Source organism: Tomitella gaofuii, assembly GCF_014126825.1.
GTDB lineage: Bacteria > Actinomycetota > Actinomycetes > Mycobacteriales > Mycobacteriaceae > Tomitella > Tomitella gaofuii.
This window is the reverse complement of sequence record NZ_CP059900.1, coordinates 2,907,228-2,926,566: the sequence shown is the minus strand read 5'-3', so window position 1 is coordinate 2,926,566 and position 19,339 is coordinate 2,907,228. Positions and strand designations below refer to the sequence as shown.

Genomic DNA, 19,339 nt, shown 5'->3' with positions numbered 1-19,339 from the left:
GGACCGCAGCACAACCCGTCCGCAGTGCACAGTCCACAGCCCAGCCACGATCCGCCGCAGCAAGGAAGGTCTATTCGATGAGCAGCCTGCAAAAGTTCAAGGCGTACTTCGGGATGGTGCCGCTCGAGGACTTCGATGACGACTACCTCGACGAGCCCGGGCCGCGCCGGGGGCTGGACGACGGTTACGACGAGTACGACCGGGAGTACGACGGCATGCGCGGCGACTACCCCGCCGGACCCCGCGGATACGAGGACGACCGCTACGCGCCGGGGCGTGGGCGGCTCGAGTCGGTCCCGCCGCGGGGCGGGAGCCGGCCCGCGCCGATGGCGGGGACCCGCGGCGCGCTGGCGATGGATGCGCGGCCGGAGCCGCGGGTGGAGCCGCGCCGTGCCGCTTCGCTGTTCGACGAGTCCGGGGGCATGGCGAAGATCACGACCCTCCGCCCCCGCGACTACAGCGAGGCCCGCACCATCGGCGAGCAGTTCCGCGACGGGGTGCCCGTCATCATGGACCTCGTCGAGATGAGCAACGCCGACGCGAAGCGCCTCGTCGACTTCGCGGCAGGCCTCGCCTTCGCCCTGCGTGGCTCGTTCGACAAGGTGGCTACGAAGGTGTTCCTTCTCTCACCCGCGGAGATCGACGTCTCCGCGGAAGACCGTCGCCGGCTGGTGGAGACGGGCTTCTACTCCAAGTGAGTCCCGCCGGCAGGAACCCCCGTCGCGTCCGCGCGGCGGGGGTTCCGCATGTCATGGCCCGGGGGCGTGCGCGGCGGGCGCGCCGGACGGTCGCGCCGGTCACCCGGCGTGGGGTGCGCCGCCGCTTTCGGGCAGAGTGATGGGCATGGCTGCGCTCGAGGTCGTCTACGTCCTTCTCTATATTTTCTGGTTCTGCCTCATCGGCCGCGTCATCGTGGAGTTCATCCGCTCGTTCGCGCGCGACTGGCACCCCAAGGGGATCCTCGTGGTGCTGCTCGAGGCGCTGTTCACGATCTCCGATCCGCCGGTGAAGCTGCTGCGCAAGCTGATCCCGCCGGTGCGCATGGGGCAGGTCCGACTGGACCTGTCGATCCTCGTGCTGATGCTGATCCTGTTCGTGCTCATCAGCGTCGTGGGGCGTTTCATGTACGCATGAGCGGTGTTCGTGATGCACGATCGTGACCTGATGTGACAGGATGGGCGGCAGTGAACTGCGATGGCCGGGTCTCTCTCGGCTGCCCATGTATGCGATAGGGGAACACTCCAATGCCGCTTACTCCGGCCGACGTCCACAATGTGGCGTTCAGCAAGCCGCCCATTGGCAAGCGTGGCTACAACGAGGACGAGGTAGACCAGTTCCTCGACCTCGTCGAGGCCGAGCTGGCCCGGCTCGTAGAGGAGAACTCGGACCTGTCGCAGCGGGTCTCCGAGCTCGAATCCGAGCTGGCCGACGCCGAGAAGAAGGCCTCGTCCGCCACCGGCGCGTCCGCCGCCGCCGCGACGGCGGCCCCGGCCGCCCAGACGCCCTCCCCGACGTCGACCCCCGCCTCGACGGGTGCTTCGTCGTCGGGTGTCACGGCAGACGTCAAGGAGCAGTCCTCGTCGGACAAGTCGGCCGGCGCCGCATCCGGTTCCTCGGTGGCGGCGGCCACCGAGGCCGCCCACGTGCAGGCTGCCAAGCTGTTGGCGCTCGCGCAGGAGACGGCGGACAGGCTCACCGGCGACGCCAAGTCGGAGTCGGACAAGACGCTCTCCGACGCGCGCAGCACGTCGGAGAAGCTCGTCTCGGACGCCCGCGCCAACTCGGAGAAGATGGTCACCGATGCGCGCACCAAGGCGGACTCCATGCTCGCCGAGGCCCGGCAGAAGTCCGAGGCGCTGCTGGCGGATGCGCGCACCCGCTCCGAGAACCAGCTCAAGCAGGCCCAGGACAAGGCCGCGGCGCTGCAGGCGGATGCGGAGAAGAAGCACACCGAGGTCATGGGCACCATCAACGAGCAGCGCACCAAGCTCGAAGGTGAGATCGAGTCGCTGCGCACCTATGAGCGCGAGTACCGGACACGCCTGAAGACCTACCTGGAGGGGCAGCTCGAGGAGCTGAACCAGCGCGGGTCCGCCGCACCGGTGGACAACTCGTCCGAGGTCCGCGACCGCAAGTAGTGACCGCCAGCAGCCGTACCCGCGCGCTGCGCCCGCCCGTCGTGCGCCGCCGGACACTCAGGAGGACCCGATGCTGATCGCAGCCCTGGTCGTGACCCTCGTCGGGTTCGTCCTGCTGGTCGTCGCGCTGGTGATCAGCTCGGTGGCCTTCGCCTGGGCGTGCATCGGCGTGTGCATCGTCGGATTCGTGCTGCTGGTGATCGACATCATCCGCGGGCGGCGCGGCGGTGACGGCACCGCGGCGGACGACGAGGCGCAGCAGGAACGCGGCGACGGGACCGGTGACGACGGCGATGAGGTGGCCGCCGGTCACGGCGCGCAGGACGAGGCCGACTAGAGTCGGCATGAGTGCGGTCCCCCCCATCGGGACCGCGGCGATGATCCGGCGATCACCGGGGAGCCTCCGGAAGAACAGCGGCACGCACGCCGGCCCGCACCGCGGGTCGGCGTCCGCCGCCCAGTAGACCCGGACGGGCGGGCCCGTCACAGCCCTCACGAGCGACCCTGCCCGCACGGCGCGGCCGGGTAAGCGGGGTGGTACCGCGGCGCAGGCGCGTCGTCCCCGTGCCGAGTCAAGGTGGCCCGCATCGCGGGCGCACGAGGAAACTGGCACGTAGGGAGCCTGAACAGTGACCGACCCCGCACACCCCGGATCCGGCGGCAGCAGTACCGTCGGCGCGGCCTACCCGCGTGTAGACCTCACCGGCGGCCACAGCAAGGGTTCCGCCGACTTCCCGGCGATGGAGGAGCGCGTGCTCGCGTTCTGGGCCGCGGACGGCACCTTCCAGGAGAGCATGCGCCGGCGCGCGGGCGCCGAGGAGTTCGTCTTCTACGACGGGCCCCCGTTCGCCAACGGCCTGCCGCACTACGGGCACCTGCTCACCGGGTACGTCAAGGACATCGTGCCCCGGTACCAGACCATGCGCGGCAAGCTCGTCGACCGGCGCTTCGGATGGGACACGCACGGCCTGCCCGCGGAGCTGGAGGCCGAGCGTCAACTGGGCATCACGGACAAGTCGCAGATCGACACCATGGGCATCGCGGCGTTCAACGAGGCGTGCCGGACCTCCGTGCTCAAGTACACCGACGAATGGCGCGAGTACGTCACCCGGCAGGCGCGCTGGGTCGACTTCGACCGCGACTACAAGACGCTCGACGTCACCTTCATGGAATCGGTGATCTGGGCGTTCAAGCAGCTCTACGACAAGGGGCTGGCCTACGAGGGCTACCGGGTGCTCCCGTACTGCTGGCGCGACGAGACGCCGCTGTCCAACCACGAGCTGCGGATGGACGACGACGTCTACAAGTCGCGCCAGGACCCGGCGATCACCGTGGGGTTCCGGGTCGACGGCAACGGCGCGGGCCCGTTCGAGCGGCTCGACGGGGCGCACCTGCTGGTGTGGACCACCACGCCGTGGACGTTGCCGTCCAACATGGCCGCCGCCGTGCACCCGGAGGTCCGCTACGTGCTCGTGGCGGGACCGGGCGGGCGGCGCGCCCTGCTGGCCGAAGCGCGCGTGGGCGCCTACGCCAAGGAACTGGGGGAGAGCCCGGAGGTGCTCGCGCACTTCACCGGCGAGGAGCTGCTGGGTCTGCGCTACGTGCCGCCGTTCCCGTACTTCGCCGGTGCCGAGAACGCCTTCCGGGTGCTCGCGGCCGACTACGTCACCACCGACGACGGCACCGGCATCGTGCACATCGCGCCCGCCTACGGCGAGGACGACAAGGTGGTCACCGACGCCGCCGGGATCACCCCGGTCACGCCGGTGGACGCGCGCGGCCGGTTCGACGAGCAGGTGCCCGACTACGCGGGCGAGCTGGTCTTCGACGCGAACCCGCGGATCATCCGCGACCTGAAGGACGCCTCGGGCCCGGTCGCGGCGGGCGGCGCCTGGCTGGTGCGGCACGAGACCTACGAGCACTCCTATCCGCATTGCTGGCGGTGCGGCAACCCGCTGATCTACCGCGCGGTGTCCTCCTGGTTCATCAAGGTCACCGAGTTCCGCGACCGCATGGTGGAGCTCAACGAACAGATCACCTGGTATCCGTCGCACATCGGCCGCGGGCAGTTCGGCAAGTGGGTCGAGGGTGCGCGCGACTGGTCCATCTCCCGCAACCGCTACTGGGGCACGCCGATCCCGGTGTGGGTGTCCGACGACGCCGAGCACCCCCGCGTCGACGTGTACGGCAGCCTCGACGAGCTCGAGCGCGACTTCGGGGTGCGCCCGGCCGACCTGCACCGTCCGTACATCGACGAGCTCACCCGCCCCAACCCGGACGATCCGACGGGGCGCGCCACGATGCGGCGCATCCCGGACGTGCTCGACGTGTGGTTCGACTCCGGGTCGATGCCGTACGCGCAGGTGCACTACCCGTTCGACAACGGCGAGTGGTTCGACTCGCACTTCCCCGGCGACTTCATCGTCGAATACATCGGGCAGACCCGCGGATGGTTCTACACCCTGCACGTCCTGTCGACGGCGATCTTCGACCGGCCGGCGTTCCGCACGTGCGTGTCGCACGGGATCGTGCTCGGCGACGACGGCCAGAAGATGAGCAAGTCCAAGCGCAACTATCCGGACGTCTCCGAGGTGTTCGACCGCGACGGCTCCGACGCGATGCGCTGGTTCCTCATGTCGTCACCGATTCTGCGCGGCGGCAACCTCGTCGTCACCGAGCAGGGCATCCGCGAGGGCGTGCGGCAGGCGTTGCTGCCGCTGTGGAATTCGTGGGGCTTCCTGCAGCTCTACGCTGAGCGCCCGGGCGAGTGGCGCACCGATTCTCAGCACGTCCTCGACCGGTACATCCTGGCCAAGCTCGCGCTGTGCCGCGACGAGATGACCGCCGCACTCGACGATCTCGACGTGGCGCGCGCCTGCGATCTGCTGCGGGGCTTCTGCGACGCGCTCACCAACTGGTACGTGCGCCGCTCGCGGCCGCGGTTCTGGGCGGGCGGCGAGGCGGAGCCGGACGCGTTCGACACGCTGCACACGGTGCTCGAGGTGCTCACCCGCCTGGCGGCGCCGCTGCTCCCGCTGGCCACCGAGGTGATCTGGCGCGGGCTCACCGGCGGACGTTCGGTGCACCTCACCGACTGGCCGGAACCGGACCTGCTGCCCGCCGACCCGCAGCTGGTGGCGGCCATGGACGAGGTCCGCGGCGTGTGCTCCGCGGCGCTGGGCGTGCGCAAGGCCAACAAGCTGCGCGTGCGCCTGCCGCTACGGTTCCTCACCGTGGCGGCCGAGGGGTCCGGTGCGCTGCGGCCGTTCACCGACCTCATCGCCGACGAGGTGAACGTGAAGAACGTCGAACTCACCACGGATGTCGACACGCACGGCCGGTTCGAACTCGTCGTCAACGCGCGGGCCGCGGGTCCGCGCCTGGGCAAGGACGTGCAGAAGGTCATCAAGGCGGTCAAGTCCGGCGACTGGGCGCAGGAGGCGGACGGCACCGTCGTCGCGGCGGGCATCGCGCTCGTCGACGGCGAGTTCACCAGCCGGCTCGTCGCCGCGGAGGAGGACTCCACCGCGGCGCTGCCCGGCGGCGCCGGCCTCGTGGTGCTCGACACGACCGTGACCGAGGAGCTCGAGGCCGAGGGCTGGGCGAAGGACCGCATCCGCGAACTGCAGGACGCCCGCCGCAGCGCGGGCCTGGACATCTCGGACCGCATCCGCCTGACTCTCGACGTGCCGGACCGGTTCGCGGAGCGTGCGCGCGTGCACGGCGACCTCATCGCCGGCGAGGTCCTCGCCACCGAGCTCGCCTTCGCCAGGGTCGACGGCGACGATGCGGCGGTGGACCTGGGCGACGGCGTGCGGGCCGTGCTGGACAGGGTGTGACTCCGCAGGCTGCGCGGCGGCGGTGACCGGTCGGCGGCGGTGACGGTGTGGTGACGGGCACGCAGCGCTGGGTGCTGCACATGGACATGGACTCGTTCTTCGCGTCCGTGGAGCAGCTGACGCGGCCGACGCTGCGCGGCCGTCCGGTGCTGGTCGGCGGTGCGGGCCCGCGCGGGGTCGTCGCGGGGGCGAGCTACGAGGCCCGCGCCTACGGTGCGCATTCCGCGATGCCCATGCATCAGGCGCGGCGCCTGGTGGGTCTGCGGGCGGTCGTGGTGCCGCCCCGCGGCCGCCTCTACCGGCTGGCCAGCCGGCGCGTGTTCGCCGTCGTGCGCGGCCTGGTCCCGGTGATCGAGCAGCTCTCGCTCGACGAGGCCTTCGCCGAGCCCGGCGAACTCGAGGGCGCGGGCACGGCGGACGTGGAACGCTTCTGCGCGCGCCTGCGGGACGCCGTCTTCGAGGAGACGGGGCTCGTCGCCTCCGTGGGGGCGGGTTCGGGGAAACAGGTGGCGAAGATCGCGTCCGGCCTGGCGAAGCCGCGCGGGCAGCGGGTGATCGCGCTGTCGCGGGAGCGGGCGGAGATGGACCCCCTGCCGGTGCGCAAGCTATGGGGGATCGGGCCGGTCGCGGACGAGCGGCTGCGCAAGGTGGGCGTGGAGTCGATCGGGCAGTTCGCCGCTCTCGGGCACGCGGAGGTGGTCTCGCTGCTGGGATCGACGGTGGGACCGGCGCTGCACGCGCTGGCGCGCGGCGTCGACGACAGGCCCGTCGCCGAGCGTGCGGAGGCCAAGCAGGTCAGCGCCGAGACCACTTTCGCCGCCGACCTGCTCACCCGTCGCGAGATCCGGGACGCCGTCCAGGCCACCGGTGAGGCGGCGCACCGGAGGCTGCTGCACGACGGCCGCGGCGCCCGGACGGTCATCGCCAAGTTCCGCAAATCGGACATGTCCACCGTCACGCGGTCGAAGACCCTCGCGTATGCGACGACGGACCGGGCGGTGCTCATCGCGGCCGCGCAGAAGGCGGCCGTCGATCCCGGCGAGGTGGGGCCCATCCGCCTGGTGGGCGTGGGCTTCGCCGGGCTGACGGCATTGCAGCAGACGGTCCTGTTCCCGCAATTCGACTCCGCGGACGCCGATGAATCGGGTGACCGAGGCGGCGGTGGTGTGGGCGGCGGCGATGATGTGGGCAGCGGCGGTGATGTGGGTGTCGGCGCGGGGGATGCGCGTGCCGCTGCCCGGAGGCCGCTGAGCGCCGGCGACGATGTGCGGCACCCGGATCGCGGGCACGGCTGGGTGCAGGGGAGCGGACACGGCGTGGTCACCGTCCGGTTCGAGACCCGCAGCTCCGGACCGGGCCCGGTCGTCACGCTGCCCGCGGGGGACCCCGCGCTCGCGGTCGCCGATCCAGTGGCGAGCCTGGATTGGCCCGAATGGTGGAATGTGGCAGACGACACAGATCCGGCGGGCGCGGGGACCGATTTGGCATAGTGGTACGAGTATTCCGACGCGGGTGCCGGGTCGGCGGGGGTCGGCGTCGGCTTCCGCCGGTGCGGGCGCGTCGGGTGGACCTGCTCGCAGACCCGGAAACGCTCCGGTCAACCAACCACGAGGACTCGCCTGTGAATCTCCGTAAAACCGCCGCCGCACTGGGTGCGGGTGCCGCCATCGCACTGACTCTGACCGCGTGCGGCTCGGACGGCGGCGACACGACCACGCCCACCACCACCGCGGCGGAACAGACGACCGGCGCGGCCGACGGCGCCCAGGACAGCGCACTGCCCCCGACGCCGACGGTCGACGAGCTCAACACCCAGCTGCAGACAGCGCTGGACCCGGCCGTACCGGTCGAGCAGAAGCAGGACCTGGTCACCGGCCTCGAGGCCGACCCGCAGCTGCTGCAGACACTTTCGGACAAGATCGCCGCGGCCAAGGCGGACGGCTCGCTCCAGGACATCGCCGTCGTCGGCCCCATCCTGCCGCCCAACGGCGACGTGCTGTCGGTGCCGTTCAGCGCGAACTTCAATGGCCAGACCAATACCGGCGAGGCCACGCTCATCGCTGTCGACGGCACGTGGCGCCTCGACGGCAACTTCGTCTGCGGCCTTGCCACGGTGATCGGTGTGCAGAGCCCGGCCTGCCCGGCCTGATCCTGCACCGACACAGCCGCCACGGTGGCGTCGCCCTCGCGGGCGACGCCACCGTGGCGTGTGCGGCGCATCCGCCAGCGGTCCGCACGGTAGGGGATGATGGAACGGTGAGCGAGGGAGCATCGGGTGAACGAGGCGTGCAGAGCATGACCGGCGAGCAGAACCACGGCGGGGGCGACGCGCGCGGACGCCGCGTCAGCCGCCCCCTGGTGCTCGCCGCGATCGCCGTGATCGTGCTCGCGCTCGACATCGTCACCAAGGTGGTCGTCGTCGCGGAGATGACCCCGGGGCGGCCGGTGCCGCTGCTCGGCGACGACATCCGCTTCACACTCATCCGCAATCCGGGCGCGGCCTTCTCCATGGCCACCGGCATGACCTGGATACTGACGATCGTCGCGCTGCTCGTGGTGGTCGGCATAATCCGCTACGGCCGCAGGCTCACCTCCGCCTGGTGGGCCGTGGGCCTGGGACTGGTGCTCGGCGGCGCTCTGGGCAACCTCGTCGACAGGCTCTTCCGCGCGCCGGGGCCCCTCGAAGGGCACGTCGTCGACTTCATCGCGGTCGGCTCGTTCCCGGTGTTCAACATCGCCGATTCGGGGATCACCGTCGGCGCGATCCTGCTGGCGGCGCTGGCGCTGTTCGGCGTGGAGCCGCAGCAGCGGCCCGTGGCGGGGTCCGCGGACGATGCGGTGTCGGTCGGGGATGCCGAGGCCACAGGGGATACGGGGTCCCCGTCCGATGCCGAGACCGCATCCGATTCCGACACTGCGTCCGATGCCAACACCGCAGACGAAGCGGATTCCGCAGACGATGCCGGGTCCGACGCCGCCGGGCCTGCCGACACCACCGACGGGAAGGACCTGCCCCGCGATGCCTGATACCCGCACGATCCCCGTGCCCGACGGGTTGGACGGGATGCGGCTCGACGCCGCGCTCGCCCGGCTCACCGGACTGTCGCGCACGGCGGTGGCACACCTGGCCGAGTCCGGTTCGGTGCGCATCGACGGCGCCGCCTGCGGCAAGTCCGACCGGCTGCGCGCCGGCGTGTGGCTGGACGTGGACATGCCCGAACCTGAGCGGCCGCCGACCATCGACGCCGAACCGGTCCCCGGCATGGACATCCTCTACTCCGACGAGCACATCGTGGTCGTGGACAAGCCCGTGGGAGTCGCGGCGCACGCGGGCGTCGGCTGGACCGGGCCCACGGTGGTCGGCGGGCTGGCCGCCGCGGGATTCCGCATCTCCACCTCCGGCGTGCACGAGCGCCAGGGGATCGTGCATCGGCTGGACGTGGGCACCTCGGGAGTCATGGTGGTGGCCACCTCGGAGGTCGCCTACACCCGGCTCAAGCGCGCGTTCAAGGAGCGCACCGTGGACAAGCGCTACCACGCGCTGGTCCAGGGGCACCCGGATCCGTCCAGCGGCACCATCGACGCGCCCATCGGGCACGCCCGCGGCAACGAGTGGAAGTTCACGGTGCGGTCCGACGGGAAGCACAGCGTCACCCACTACGACACGGTGGAGGCGTTCCGGGCCGCCAGCCTGCTCGACGTGCACCTGGAGACCGGCCGCACCCACCAGATCCGCGTGCACTTCGCCGCCGTGCACCACCCGTGCTGCGGCGACATGACCTACGGCGCCGACCCGGTGCTGGCCAAGCGCCTGCGGCTCGAACGTCAATGGCTGCACGCCCGGTCGCTCGCGTTCACACACCCCGGGGACGGCCGCTGGGCGGAGTTCACCAGCGAGTATCCGGACGACCTGCAGTACGGGCTGGACGCGCTGCGCGAGGCGGCGTGACGGCGCTGCGGCGTGTCCCCGCCGAGGTGTGGACGGCGGTGGTGATCGTCGCCGTGGTCATCGCGGTGTTCCTGGTGGGCAAGGCCAACCCGATCCCGCCCCCGCCCGTGACGACGGACGCGCTCGGCCCTGCCGCCGGCGAGACCGCTGCGGAGTACACGGCGCGCGCGGCGGCGAGCCTGCAGCCGCGCGGCACGCCGGACGCGGAGCACGGCCCGTCGGAGGCGCTGCACTGGGCGCTGGTCTCGTTCGACCAGGGCGTGGGCGCGGAGGACGCGGCGCGGGCGGTGGCGCCGGTGCGCATATCCGAGGTGCTCAGTCACGTGCCCGTCGACGGGGCGCAGACGCCGGTGACTCCGGTGCAGGTCCCCGCCACCGACGACCCGGCCGCGATGGTGGCGCGCGCCCAGTCCCGCGCGGCCGACGTCGTCGCACAGCGCACGGGGCTCGCCGCGGCGGGCAGGTACGCAGCGGGGGCGGGGAACGCAGCGGGGGCGGGGAGCACCACGGCGGCCGCGGTGGTCGACGGGCTCCGCGGCGGCTGCGCGTGCGTGATGGCATTGGTGGTGCACGGAACCCTCGGCGACCTGCGCGCGGTCGCCGACCGGCCGGGCGTCCTGGCGGTGGAGGCGCTGCCCGCGGACGCGGTGTTCGGCCGTTTCGCGGTGCGTCCGCCGGTGCAGTACCTGGACTGACCACGGGCGCCGATCCGGCGCGCGGACGGGTGGGACGCCGACGTCGGCGACGGCCTAGACTCGTCGGCAGCCGGTGGTGGTCTCCGCCGGCCGGGCGCAGTCGGCGAAAGGACCGGGCAGGACGTGGCGGACGCGGTGCAGTCGAGGGATTCCAGTTCGTTTGTGCACCTGCACAATCACACCGAGTATTCGATGCTCGACGGGGCCGCCAAGACCGACGCGCTGTTCGCGGAGGCGCACCGGCTGGGCATGACGGCCGTGGGCATGACCGACCACGGCAACATGTTCGGCGCCAGCGACTTCTACAACCAGGCCGTCAAGGCGGACATCAAGCCGATCATCGGCATCGAGGCCTACGTTGCCCCGGAGTCGCGCTTCAACACCAAGCGCATCAAGTGGGGCGATCCCGGCCAGAAGTCCGACGACGTGTCGGGCAGCGGCGCCTACACACACATGACGATGGTCGCCCGCAACGCGACGGGTCTGCGCAACTTGTTCAAACTGTCGTCGCTGGCCTCGATCGAGGGGCAGCTGGGCAAGTGGGCCCGCATGGACGCCGACATCATCGCCGAGCACGCCGAGGGCATCATCGCCACCACCGGGTGCCCGTCCGGCGAGGTGCAGACCCGCCTACGGCTGGGGCACGAGCGCGAGGCGCTCGAGGCCGCCGCGAAATGGCAGGAGATCTTCGGCGAAGAGAACTTCTTCATGGAGGTCATGGACCACGGCCTGTCCATCGAGCGCCGCGTGCGCTCGGGGCTGATGGACATCTCCCGGCAGCTGGGGATCCCGCCACTGGCCACGAACGACTGCCACTACGTCAAGCAGGACTTCTCGCAAACGCACGAGGCGCTGCTGTGCCTGCAGACGGGCAAGACGCTCAACGATCCGACCCGGTTCAAGTTCGACGGCGACGGTTACTACCTCAAGCCCGCGTCGGACATGCGTGCGCTCTTCGACGACGAGGTCCCCGGCGCCTGCGACAACACGCTGCTGGTGGCCGAGCGCGTCGAGTCGTACGAGCAGGTGTGGACCCACCACGACCGGATGCCGATCTTCCCGGTCCCCGACGGACACACGCAGGGTTCGTGGCTGCGCGAGGAGGTGGCCGCCGGGCTGCGGCGCCGCTTCCCGTCGGGGCCGTCGCAGGCGTACCTGGATCGGGCGGACTACGAGATCGGCGTCATCGAGCAGATGGGGTTCCCGGCCTACTTCCTCGTGGTCGGCGACCTGGTGCGGCATGCGCACGAGGTGGGCATCCGCGTGGGGCCGGGCCGCGGGTCGGCGGCCGGCTCGCTGGTGGCCTTCGCGCTGGGCATCACCAACATCGACCCGTTGCCGCACGGCCTGCTGTTCGAGCGGTTCCTCAACCCGGAGCGCGTGTCGATGCCCGATATCGACATGGACTTCGACGACCGCCGCCGCGGCGAGATGGTCCGCTACGCCTCCGACCGCTGGGGCGAGGACAAGGTGGCCCAGGTCATCACGTTCGGCACGATCAAGACCAAGGCGGCCATCAAGGACGCCGCCCGCGTGCACTTCGGCCAGCCCGGCTTCCAGATCGCCGACCGGATCTCCAAGGCCCTGCCGCCGCCGGTCATGGCCAAGGACATCTCCGTCGCCGGAATCACCGACCCGGAGCACGAGCGGTACGCGGAGGCGGCCGAGGTGCGCGCGCTCGTCGAGACCGATCCCGATGTGCGCACCATCTACGACACCGCACTGGGCCTCGAGGGGCTGATCCGCAACGCGGGCGTGCACGCGTGCGCGGTGATCATGTCCTCGGAGCCCCTCATGGACGCGATCCCGCTGTGGAAACGCGCCCAGGACGGCGCCATCATCACCGGGTGGGACTATCCGTCGTGCGAGGCGATCGGCCTGCTCAAGATGGACTTCCTGGGTTTGCGCAACCTCACTGTGCTCGGCGACGCGCTCGACAACCTCAAGGCCAACCGCGACGTCGAGCTGGACCTGGACACGCTGCCGCTGGACGACGCGAAGACCTACGAGCTGTTGGCGCGCGGCGAGACGCTGGGCGTGTTCCAGCTCGACGGCGTCGCCATGCGCGACCTGCTGCGGCGCATGCAGCCCACCGGGTTCGAGGACATCGTCGCCGTGCTGGCGCTGTACCGGCCCGGACCGATGGGCATGAACGCCCACAACGACTACGCCGACCGCAAGAACGGCCGCCAGAAGGTCACGCCCATCCACCCGGAGCTCGAGGAGCCGCTCAAAGAGATCCTGGCCGACACCTACGGCCTGATCGTCTACCAGGAGCAGATCATGCAGATCGCGCAGAAGGTGGCCGGGTACTCGCTGGGCCGAGCCGACATCCTGCGCCGGGCCATGGGCAAGAAGAAGGCGTCCGTGCTCGAGGCCGAGTTCGAGGGCTTCGAGAAGGGCATGCAGGACAACGGCTACTCCAAGGAGGCCATCAAGGCCCTGTGGGACACGATCCTCCCGTTCGCCGGCTACGCGTTCAACAAGTCGCACGCCGCCGGCTACGGGCTCGTCTCCTACTGGACCGCTTACATGAAGGCGAACTACCCGGCCGAGTACATGGCGGGCCTGCTCACGTCGGTGGGTGACGACAAGGACAAGGCCGCCGTCTACCTCGCGGACTGCCGGCACCTGGGCATCACGGTGCTGCCGCCGGACGTCAACGAGTCCGGGACGTACTTCGCGTCGGTCGGCGAGGACATCCGCTTCGGCCTGTCCGCCGTGCGCAACGTGGGCACCAACGTGGTGTCGTCGATCATCGCGGCGCGCGAGCAGAAGGGCGCGTTCACCGGATTCTCGGACTACCTGGGCAAGGTGGACGCCGCGGCCTGCGGAAAGAAGGCCATCGAGTCACTGATCAAGGCGGGCGGCTTCGACTCGCTCGGGCATCCGCGCAAGGGGCTGCTGCTGGTGCACTCCGACGCCGTCGACGCCGTGATGGGCACCAAGAAGGCCGAGGCCATCGGTCAGTTCGACCTGTTCGGCGGGGACGGAGCCGCGGAGGAGAACTCCTCGGTGTTCGACATCCCCGTGCCCGACGAGGAATGGGAGACCAAGCACCGGCTGGCCCTCGAACGCGAGATGCTCGGCCTGTACGTCACCGGCCACCCGCTCAACGGTGTCGAGCACGTTCTGGCCGCCCAATCGGACACGTCCATCCCCGCGATCCTCGAGGGCAAGGTCAAGGACGGCACACAGGTGTCGGTGGGCGGCATCCTCTCGTCGGTCAACCGGCGGGTGAACAAGCAGGGCCTGCCGTGGGCGTCGGCGCAGCTCGAGGACCTCACCGGCGGCATCGAGGTGCTGCTGTTCCCCAAGACCTATTCGGTGCTGGGCATGGACGTCGCCGACGACGCCATCGTCCTGCTCAAGGGGCGCATCTCCGAGCGCGACGAGCGGCGCTCGCTCATCGTCAACGACCTGGCGGTGCCGGACCTGTCGTCGGTGGGCGTGGCGCGGCCGCTGGCGGTGACGATGGCGACGCGCATGTGCACCCCCGACAAGGTCGAGACACTGCGCCAGGTGCTCACGCGGCACCCGGGCACCTCGGATGTGCACCTGCGGCTCGTCAGCGGCGAAGGGGACAGGGTGCGTCTGTTCCGTCTGGACGAGCGGTTGCGCGTCGATCCCACCTCGGCGCTCATGGGCGATCTCAAGGCGCTGCTCGGCGCCGGCTGCCTGGGCGCCTGAGACCGGCCTGCGGGCGCGCCCGCGGGGGTGCGAGAATCGGGGGTTGTGACGACCAACGAGCAGACGCAGGCAGGTTCCGGGGCGCGCGGCGGGCGGGGCGAGCTGCCCGCGGCGGGCGACATCGACGCGGCCGCCGCGCGCATCGCCGACGTCGTCGTGCGCACTCCGCTGCAGTACTGCGAGCGTCTGTCGGCGGCCACCGGCGCGCGCGTGTTCCTCAAGCGCGAGGACCTGCAGGGGGTCCGCTCCTACAAGATCCGCGGCGCGTTCAACCTGATGGTGCAGCTCGCCGACGACGAGCGTGCCGCGGGTGTGGTGGCCGCGAGCGCGGGCAACCACGCGCAGGGCGTCGCCTACGCCTGCCGTTCGCTGGGCATCCACGGCCGGATCTACGTGCCGACGAACACCCCCAAGCAGAAGCGGGATCGCATCCGCGCCCACGGCGGCGAGTACGTCGAGCTGGTGGTGACCGGGACGACGTTCGACGCCGCGTCGGCCGCGGCCCAGGCGGACGCGGAGCGTACGGGCGCGACGATCGTCCCGCCTTTCGACGACCCCCGCACCATCGCCGGCCAGGGCACGGTGGCGGCGGAGATCGTCGAACAGCTCGGCGGGGCGCCGGACACGGTGGTGGTCCCGGTGGGCGGCGGCGGGCTCATGGCGGGGCTGGTGTCCTACCTGCATGACCGCGCCCCCGGGGTGTACGTGGCGGGTGTGGAGCCGGCGGGTGCGGCCTCCATGACGGCGGCGCTCGCCGCCGGCGGGCCGGTCACGCTGTCCGAGGTGGACCCGTTCGTCGACGGCGCCGCGGTGCGGCGGGTGGGAGCGTTGCCCTACGACGTGCTGCTGGCGGCCGGCGCGCACGTGGTGACGCACGCGTCGCTGCCCATGGTCACGACCACCGTCCCGCGCGCCGACGGTGGCGGGATCGCCATGCTGCAGGTGGACGAGGGCGCGGTGTGCACCGCGATGCTGGACCTTTACCAGACCGAGGGGGTCATCGCCGAGCCCGCCGGGGCGCTGGCGGTGACGGCGCTCGAGCAGATGCGGCTGGAGCCGGGCTCCACCGTGGTGTGCGTGATCAGCGGGGGCAACAACGACGTCTCGCGCTATGGGGAGATCCTCGAACGTTCGCTGGTGCACCTGGGACTCAAGCACTACTTTCTGGTCGACTTCCCGCAGGAGCCGGGCGCGCTGCGCCGCTTCCTGGACGAGGTCCTGGGGCCGGACGACGACATCACGCTGTTCGAGTACGTCAAGCGCAACAATCGGGAGACCGGCGAGGCGCTCGTCGGCGTCGAGCTGGGCGAACGCGAGGCTCTGGCTCCGCTGCTGGCGCGCATGGAGGCGTCGGCGATGCAGGTGGATCGGCTGGTGCCGGGGTCGCCGGCGTACCGCTATTTGACGTGACCCTCGGCCCGGCGTCCGCCGTGGCCTGACGGCGCGCGGCGGCGCCGCGGATCATGCGCGGCCGAGGAGCCGCGCCACGACTCGTGCGTGCAGGTCGGGGTCCGGTGCCGGCAGGTCCAGCAGTGCGGACAAGAGGATGCCGTCGCCGACGAGGCGGACGATCTCGGCGTCCACCGGGTCGTCGAACTCCTTCTGCAGCCCTGCATCCCAACCGCGCAGCACCTCGGTCATCGCGGCCTGGACGTCCTCGTGCCGCCCGTCGAGTCCGCGCAGCGCGGCGATGGCCGACTGGTAGAGCGGCTTGTCGCTGAACGAGTCGTTGTCGAGCGCCTGCAGGTAGAACTCCGCGACGGTGGTCCCGCCTGCCACTGCGGCGTCAAGTTCCGCGTCCGAGCGGGCGCCGAGGCGACGGACCATCGCCGCGAGCATCGCCTCCTTGGTGGAGAAGTGGTAGAGCAGCCCGCCCTTGGACACGCCGGCGTCCGCCGCGACGGCCTCGAGGGTCGCCGCCCCGGGCCCCTCGCGCAGCAGCACGCGTTCCAGCGCGTCGAGGATTCGGTCGGGAGTGGTCTGCGGCGTGGTCATGAGCATCACCCTACACGGAACTGTACCGTCCGGACGGTTCGCTGCTACTCTCTGTACCGTCCGGACGGTTGAGAGCTGGCGAGCGTCGCGCAACGGGGCGCGGCGGGAAGTCGAAGGTGCGGGAAATGTCGACGACAATGGTCGAACGCGGAGCGACGCGAGCCGGCGTGCGCGATTGGCTGGGACTCGCAGTGCTGTGCGGGGCGGTGCTCATCATCGCCATCGACGCCACGGTGCTGGACCTGGCCGTGCCGTCGATCTCGGAACACCTGGAACCGACCACGGCGCAGTTGCTGTGGATCATCGACATCTACTCGTTCGTCCTCGCCGCGCTGCTGGTGACGATGGGCGTGCTGGCGGACAGGGTGGGGCGCCGCAGGCTGCTCATGCTCGGCGTCGCGGGGTTCGGCGCGGCATCGGTGCTCGCAGCATTCTCCGTGTCGCCCGGGATGCTCATCGCCGCCCGCGTGCTGCAGGGCCTGTTCGGGGCGATGCTCATGCCGTCGACGCTCGGCATCATCCGCGCCACCTTCCTCGACGGCCGCCAGCGGGCCACGGCCATCGGCGTGTGGGGCGCGATGTGGGGCGGGGGCGCGGCCGGCGGGCCGCTCGTGGGCGGATGGCTGCTGGAGCACTTCTGGTGGGGCTCGGTGTTCCTCGTCGCCGTCCCGGTTCTGCTCGTGATGCTCGTCGCCATGCCGTTCGTGCTGCGTGAGTCGCGTGATCCGCGCCCCGGCCGCTTCGACGTCCCCGGCGTGCTGCTGTCCGTGGGCGCCCTGGCACCGCTGATCTACGCGCTCAAGGACGCCGCGTCGCACGGGCTGAGCGCACGCACCGGCGCCCTCGTCGTGGCGGGCGTGCTGTGCGGGTGGGCGTTCGTGTCCCGGCAGCGCCGCGCCGCCGACCCGATGATCGACGTGCGCCTGTTCCGCAACCCGGTGTTCTCCACGGCGATCCTCACCAACCTGCTGTCGGTGTTCGGGCTCGCCGGGGTGCTGTTCTTCGGAACCCAGTACCTGCAGATGGTGCTCGGATACTCGCCGCTGGAGGCGGGGTTGCTCGCGGCTCCCGGCACCGCCGCGAGCATGGTCTCGGCGCTGCTGGCCGCGGCGGTGGCGCGTCGGATCGGGGTGCGCCTGGCGTTGGCGGGGTCGATCCTGTTCGCCGCCGCCGGCGCCGTCCTGCTCATGGCGCTGGGCGTCGACGGCCGGGCGCTTGTGTTCGTCGTGGGCTTCGTCGTGGTGGGGCTCGGCACCGGACTGGGGCTCACGCTCACGTCGGCGGTCGTCGTCGACGTGGTCGAGCCGGAGCGGGCGGGCGCGGCCTCGGGGATCTCCGAAACGTCGTACGAGCTCGGCGTCGCGGCGGGAGTCGCGGTGCTCGGCAGCGTGGTGATGGGCATCTACCGGGCGGGTGTCGACGTCGCCGGGCTCGCAGCGGTGCAGGCGACCGCGGTGCGTGACACGCTCGGCGGTGCGGTGCGCGTTGCGGGCGAGATCGGCGGCGCGCAGGGCGACGTGCTGCTCGACTCGGCCCGGCACGCCTTCGTGAACGGCATGCACGTGGCGGCGGGGTCCACGGCCGCGCTGTTGGCGTGCGCGGGTGCGGCGATACTCGTGCTGTTGCGCCCTCGCCCGACGGGGCAGGACGCGGCGTCGGCGGACGGCAATTCGGCCTCTTGAGCGTCGGTACCGGTGGGAGTATCGTCTACAGTCGTGAAGAACGCCGTCCAGGCTGCAGAGGCCGCCCGGTGGCGGCCGTCCCCAGATGCTGAGCCGCCTCACTGGGGCGGAGTCGTCACCGCAGCGCTGGACGTGTGCCAACGCCTTCCCGGATGACATCGGATCGGTCCCGGCCGTCGGCTCGGGGCGCACTACTGCGGAGCGCGTGCCGTGTTCGGCCATGGCCGTCCGCATGTCGCGTGCCATGATCACGACGTGGGTGTCCGGCAGGGAGCGGGAGACCCGTTGTAGGAGATGACGGAAGATGTTGTCGGTTCGATGGGGAGCACGAGAGGCCGGGCGGAAAGCGCCAGCGCCGCAGCATGGTCGGGCGCGGTGTGGGCGGAGTCGGGGTAGGCGGGCCGCCCTGGCGGCCTGCGGACTGATGGCCATCGCCGGGCTGCTCGCCGCGTGCGGCAGCGACGGTGGCGGGGACACGTCCGGCGCCACGGCGGCCACCGCCACCGGTACTCAGGAAGCCGGCGGCGGTGCCGCTGCTGCGGGTACCGTGTCGGTGGATTCGTTGCCGCGCTTCGAGATCGATGCCGACGCCACCACCGCCACCGGCGCGATGTCCTATACCCTGCCGTCCGCGGAGGCCCCCGCCGGCACGGTGATGGTCACGCTGAAGAACAACGACACCATGATGCCGCACCAGGCGCAGCTGCTGAAGCTGCATCCGGGCGTCACGGTCGAGCAGTTCACCGACGCGCTCGCCACGCCGGCGGGTGTCGGCGCGGTGGTTCCGCTGGCCGACTTCGCGGGCGGCCCCAACGCGGTCATGCCCGGCGACGAGTCCAGCGTGATCGTGCACCTGGACCCCGGATCCACCTACATGGTGATCTGCCAGATTCCCGGGCCCGGTGGCACACCGCACTACGCGCTGGGGATGATCGCGCATTTCACCACGGGGGCCACGGCGCAGAGCAACGGGTGGCCGAAGACCGACGCCACCGTGAAGATGACCGACTTCGCGTTCTCCGAACCGTCGTCGATCGACTGGAACAAGCCGATCACAGTGGTCAACGACGGCGACCAACCGCACGAGCTGGCCGTCTTGGCGCCGGCCGACGGCAAGACGATGGACGACGTGCGGGCGGCGTTGTCGGCGCCGGAGGGCGCCTCGCCGGGGCCGCCGCCCTATGAGACCTACGGCGGCGTTGCTGCGGCAGCGCCCGATGTGCAGCAGCAGACCACGCTGAAGCTCGACGCAGGCGACTATCTGCTCGTGTGCTTCGTGGTCGATCCGTCCACCGGCAAGCCCCACTACATGCTGGGGATGGAACAGCCCATCACAGTCGAATAGCCGGAT

At 71.0% G+C, this 19,339-nt stretch carries 15 protein-coding genes; 14 read left to right on the top strand and 1 reads right to left on the bottom strand.

Annotated features, from left to right (window positions below; all coding sequences use genetic code 11):
* Window positions 1-77: 77 nt before the first annotated feature.
* The 12 genes from H4F70_RS13525 (at window position 78) to ilvA (ending at window position 15,721) form a co-directional block, all read left to right on the top strand.
* On the top strand, window positions 78-698 hold the full coding sequence (locus H4F70_RS13525; protein WP_182348588.1) for a cell division protein SepF: 621 nt from the start codon (window positions 78-80) through the stop codon (window positions 696-698).
* Between the two features lie 145 nt (window positions 699-843).
* On the top strand, window positions 844-1,134 hold the full coding sequence (locus H4F70_RS13520) for a YggT family protein (protein ID WP_182357551.1): 291 nt from the start codon (window positions 844-846) through the stop codon (window positions 1,132-1,134).
* 110 nt (window positions 1,135-1,244) lie between these two features.
* Complete coding sequence (wag31, locus tag H4F70_RS13515; protein WP_182357550.1) at window positions 1,245-2,138, top strand: DivIVA-like cell division protein Wag31; 894 nt, start codon at window positions 1,245-1,247, stop codon at window positions 2,136-2,138.
* 70 nt (window positions 2,139-2,208) lie between these two features.
* Window positions 2,209-2,475, top strand: a complete 267-nt coding sequence (locus H4F70_RS13510) for a hypothetical protein (RefSeq protein WP_182357549.1) — start codon at window positions 2,209-2,211, stop codon at window positions 2,473-2,475.
* A gap of 403 nt (window positions 2,476-2,878) precedes the next feature.
* A complete protein-coding gene (gene ileS, locus H4F70_RS13505; RefSeq protein WP_182360413.1) occupies window positions 2,879-5,977 on the top strand; it encodes an isoleucine--tRNA ligase in 3,099 nt (1,032 codons plus the stop codon).
* An 80-nt stretch (window positions 5,978-6,057) separates the two neighbouring features.
* The gene (locus tag H4F70_RS13500) at window positions 6,058-7,467 is read left to right on the top strand and encodes a DNA polymerase IV (protein ID WP_182360412.1); all 1,410 of its coding nucleotides are present in this window, start codon (window positions 6,058-6,060) and stop codon (window positions 7,465-7,467) included.
* Window positions 7,468-7,598: 131 nt separating this feature from the next.
* The gene (locus H4F70_RS13495) at window positions 7,599-8,126 is read left to right on the top strand and encodes a WKL family lipoprotein (protein ID WP_182357548.1); all 528 of its coding nucleotides are present in this window, start codon (window positions 7,599-7,601) and stop codon (window positions 8,124-8,126) included.
* A 146-nt stretch (window positions 8,127-8,272) separates the two neighbouring features.
* Window positions 8,273-9,004, top strand: a complete 732-nt coding sequence (gene lspA / locus H4F70_RS13490; RefSeq protein ID WP_182360411.1) for a signal peptidase II — start codon at window positions 8,273-8,275, stop codon at window positions 9,002-9,004.
* Window positions 8,997-9,926 (top strand): RluA family pseudouridine synthase, encoded by a 930-nt coding sequence (locus H4F70_RS13485; RefSeq protein ID WP_182357547.1) that lies wholly within the window; start codon window positions 8,997-8,999, stop codon window positions 9,924-9,926. The genes lspA and H4F70_RS13485 overlap by 8 nt, the downstream gene beginning before the upstream one ends.
* A complete protein-coding gene (locus H4F70_RS13480) occupies window positions 9,923-10,621 on the top strand; it encodes a hypothetical protein (RefSeq protein ID WP_182357546.1) in 699 nt (232 codons plus the stop codon). Before H4F70_RS13485 ends, H4F70_RS13480 begins: the two co-directional genes overlap by 4 nt.
* Window positions 10,622-10,744: 123 nt before the next feature.
* A complete protein-coding gene (gene dnaE, locus H4F70_RS13475) occupies window positions 10,745-14,311 on the top strand; it encodes a DNA polymerase III subunit alpha (RefSeq protein WP_268968326.1) in 3,567 nt (1,188 codons plus the stop codon).
* Window positions 14,312-14,413: 102 nt separating this feature from the next.
* A complete protein-coding gene (gene ilvA, locus H4F70_RS13470; RefSeq protein ID WP_182360409.1) occupies window positions 14,414-15,721 on the top strand; it encodes a threonine ammonia-lyase IlvA in 1,308 nt (435 codons plus the stop codon).
* Between the two features lie 51 nt (window positions 15,722-15,772).
* On the opposite strand, the gene H4F70_RS13465 is transcribed toward ilvA, so the two are convergent.
* On the bottom strand, window positions 15,773-16,306 hold the full coding sequence (locus tag H4F70_RS13465; protein ID WP_182357545.1) for a TetR/AcrR family transcriptional regulator: 534 nt from the start codon (window positions 16,304-16,306) through the stop codon (window positions 15,773-15,775).
* Window positions 16,307-16,431: 125 nt separating this feature from the next.
* Between H4F70_RS13465 and H4F70_RS13460 the strand changes: the two genes are divergently transcribed.
* Window positions 16,432-17,988, top strand: coding sequence for an MFS transporter (locus tag H4F70_RS13460; RefSeq protein WP_182357544.1), 1,557 nt, complete (start codon window positions 16,432-16,434; stop codon window positions 17,986-17,988).
* Between the two features lie 424 nt (window positions 17,989-18,412).
* Entirely contained in the window at window positions 18,413-19,333 is a 921-nt protein-coding gene (locus H4F70_RS13455) for a cupredoxin domain-containing protein (RefSeq protein WP_182357543.1), read from the top strand.
* Window positions 19,334-19,339: the final 6 nt, after the last annotated feature.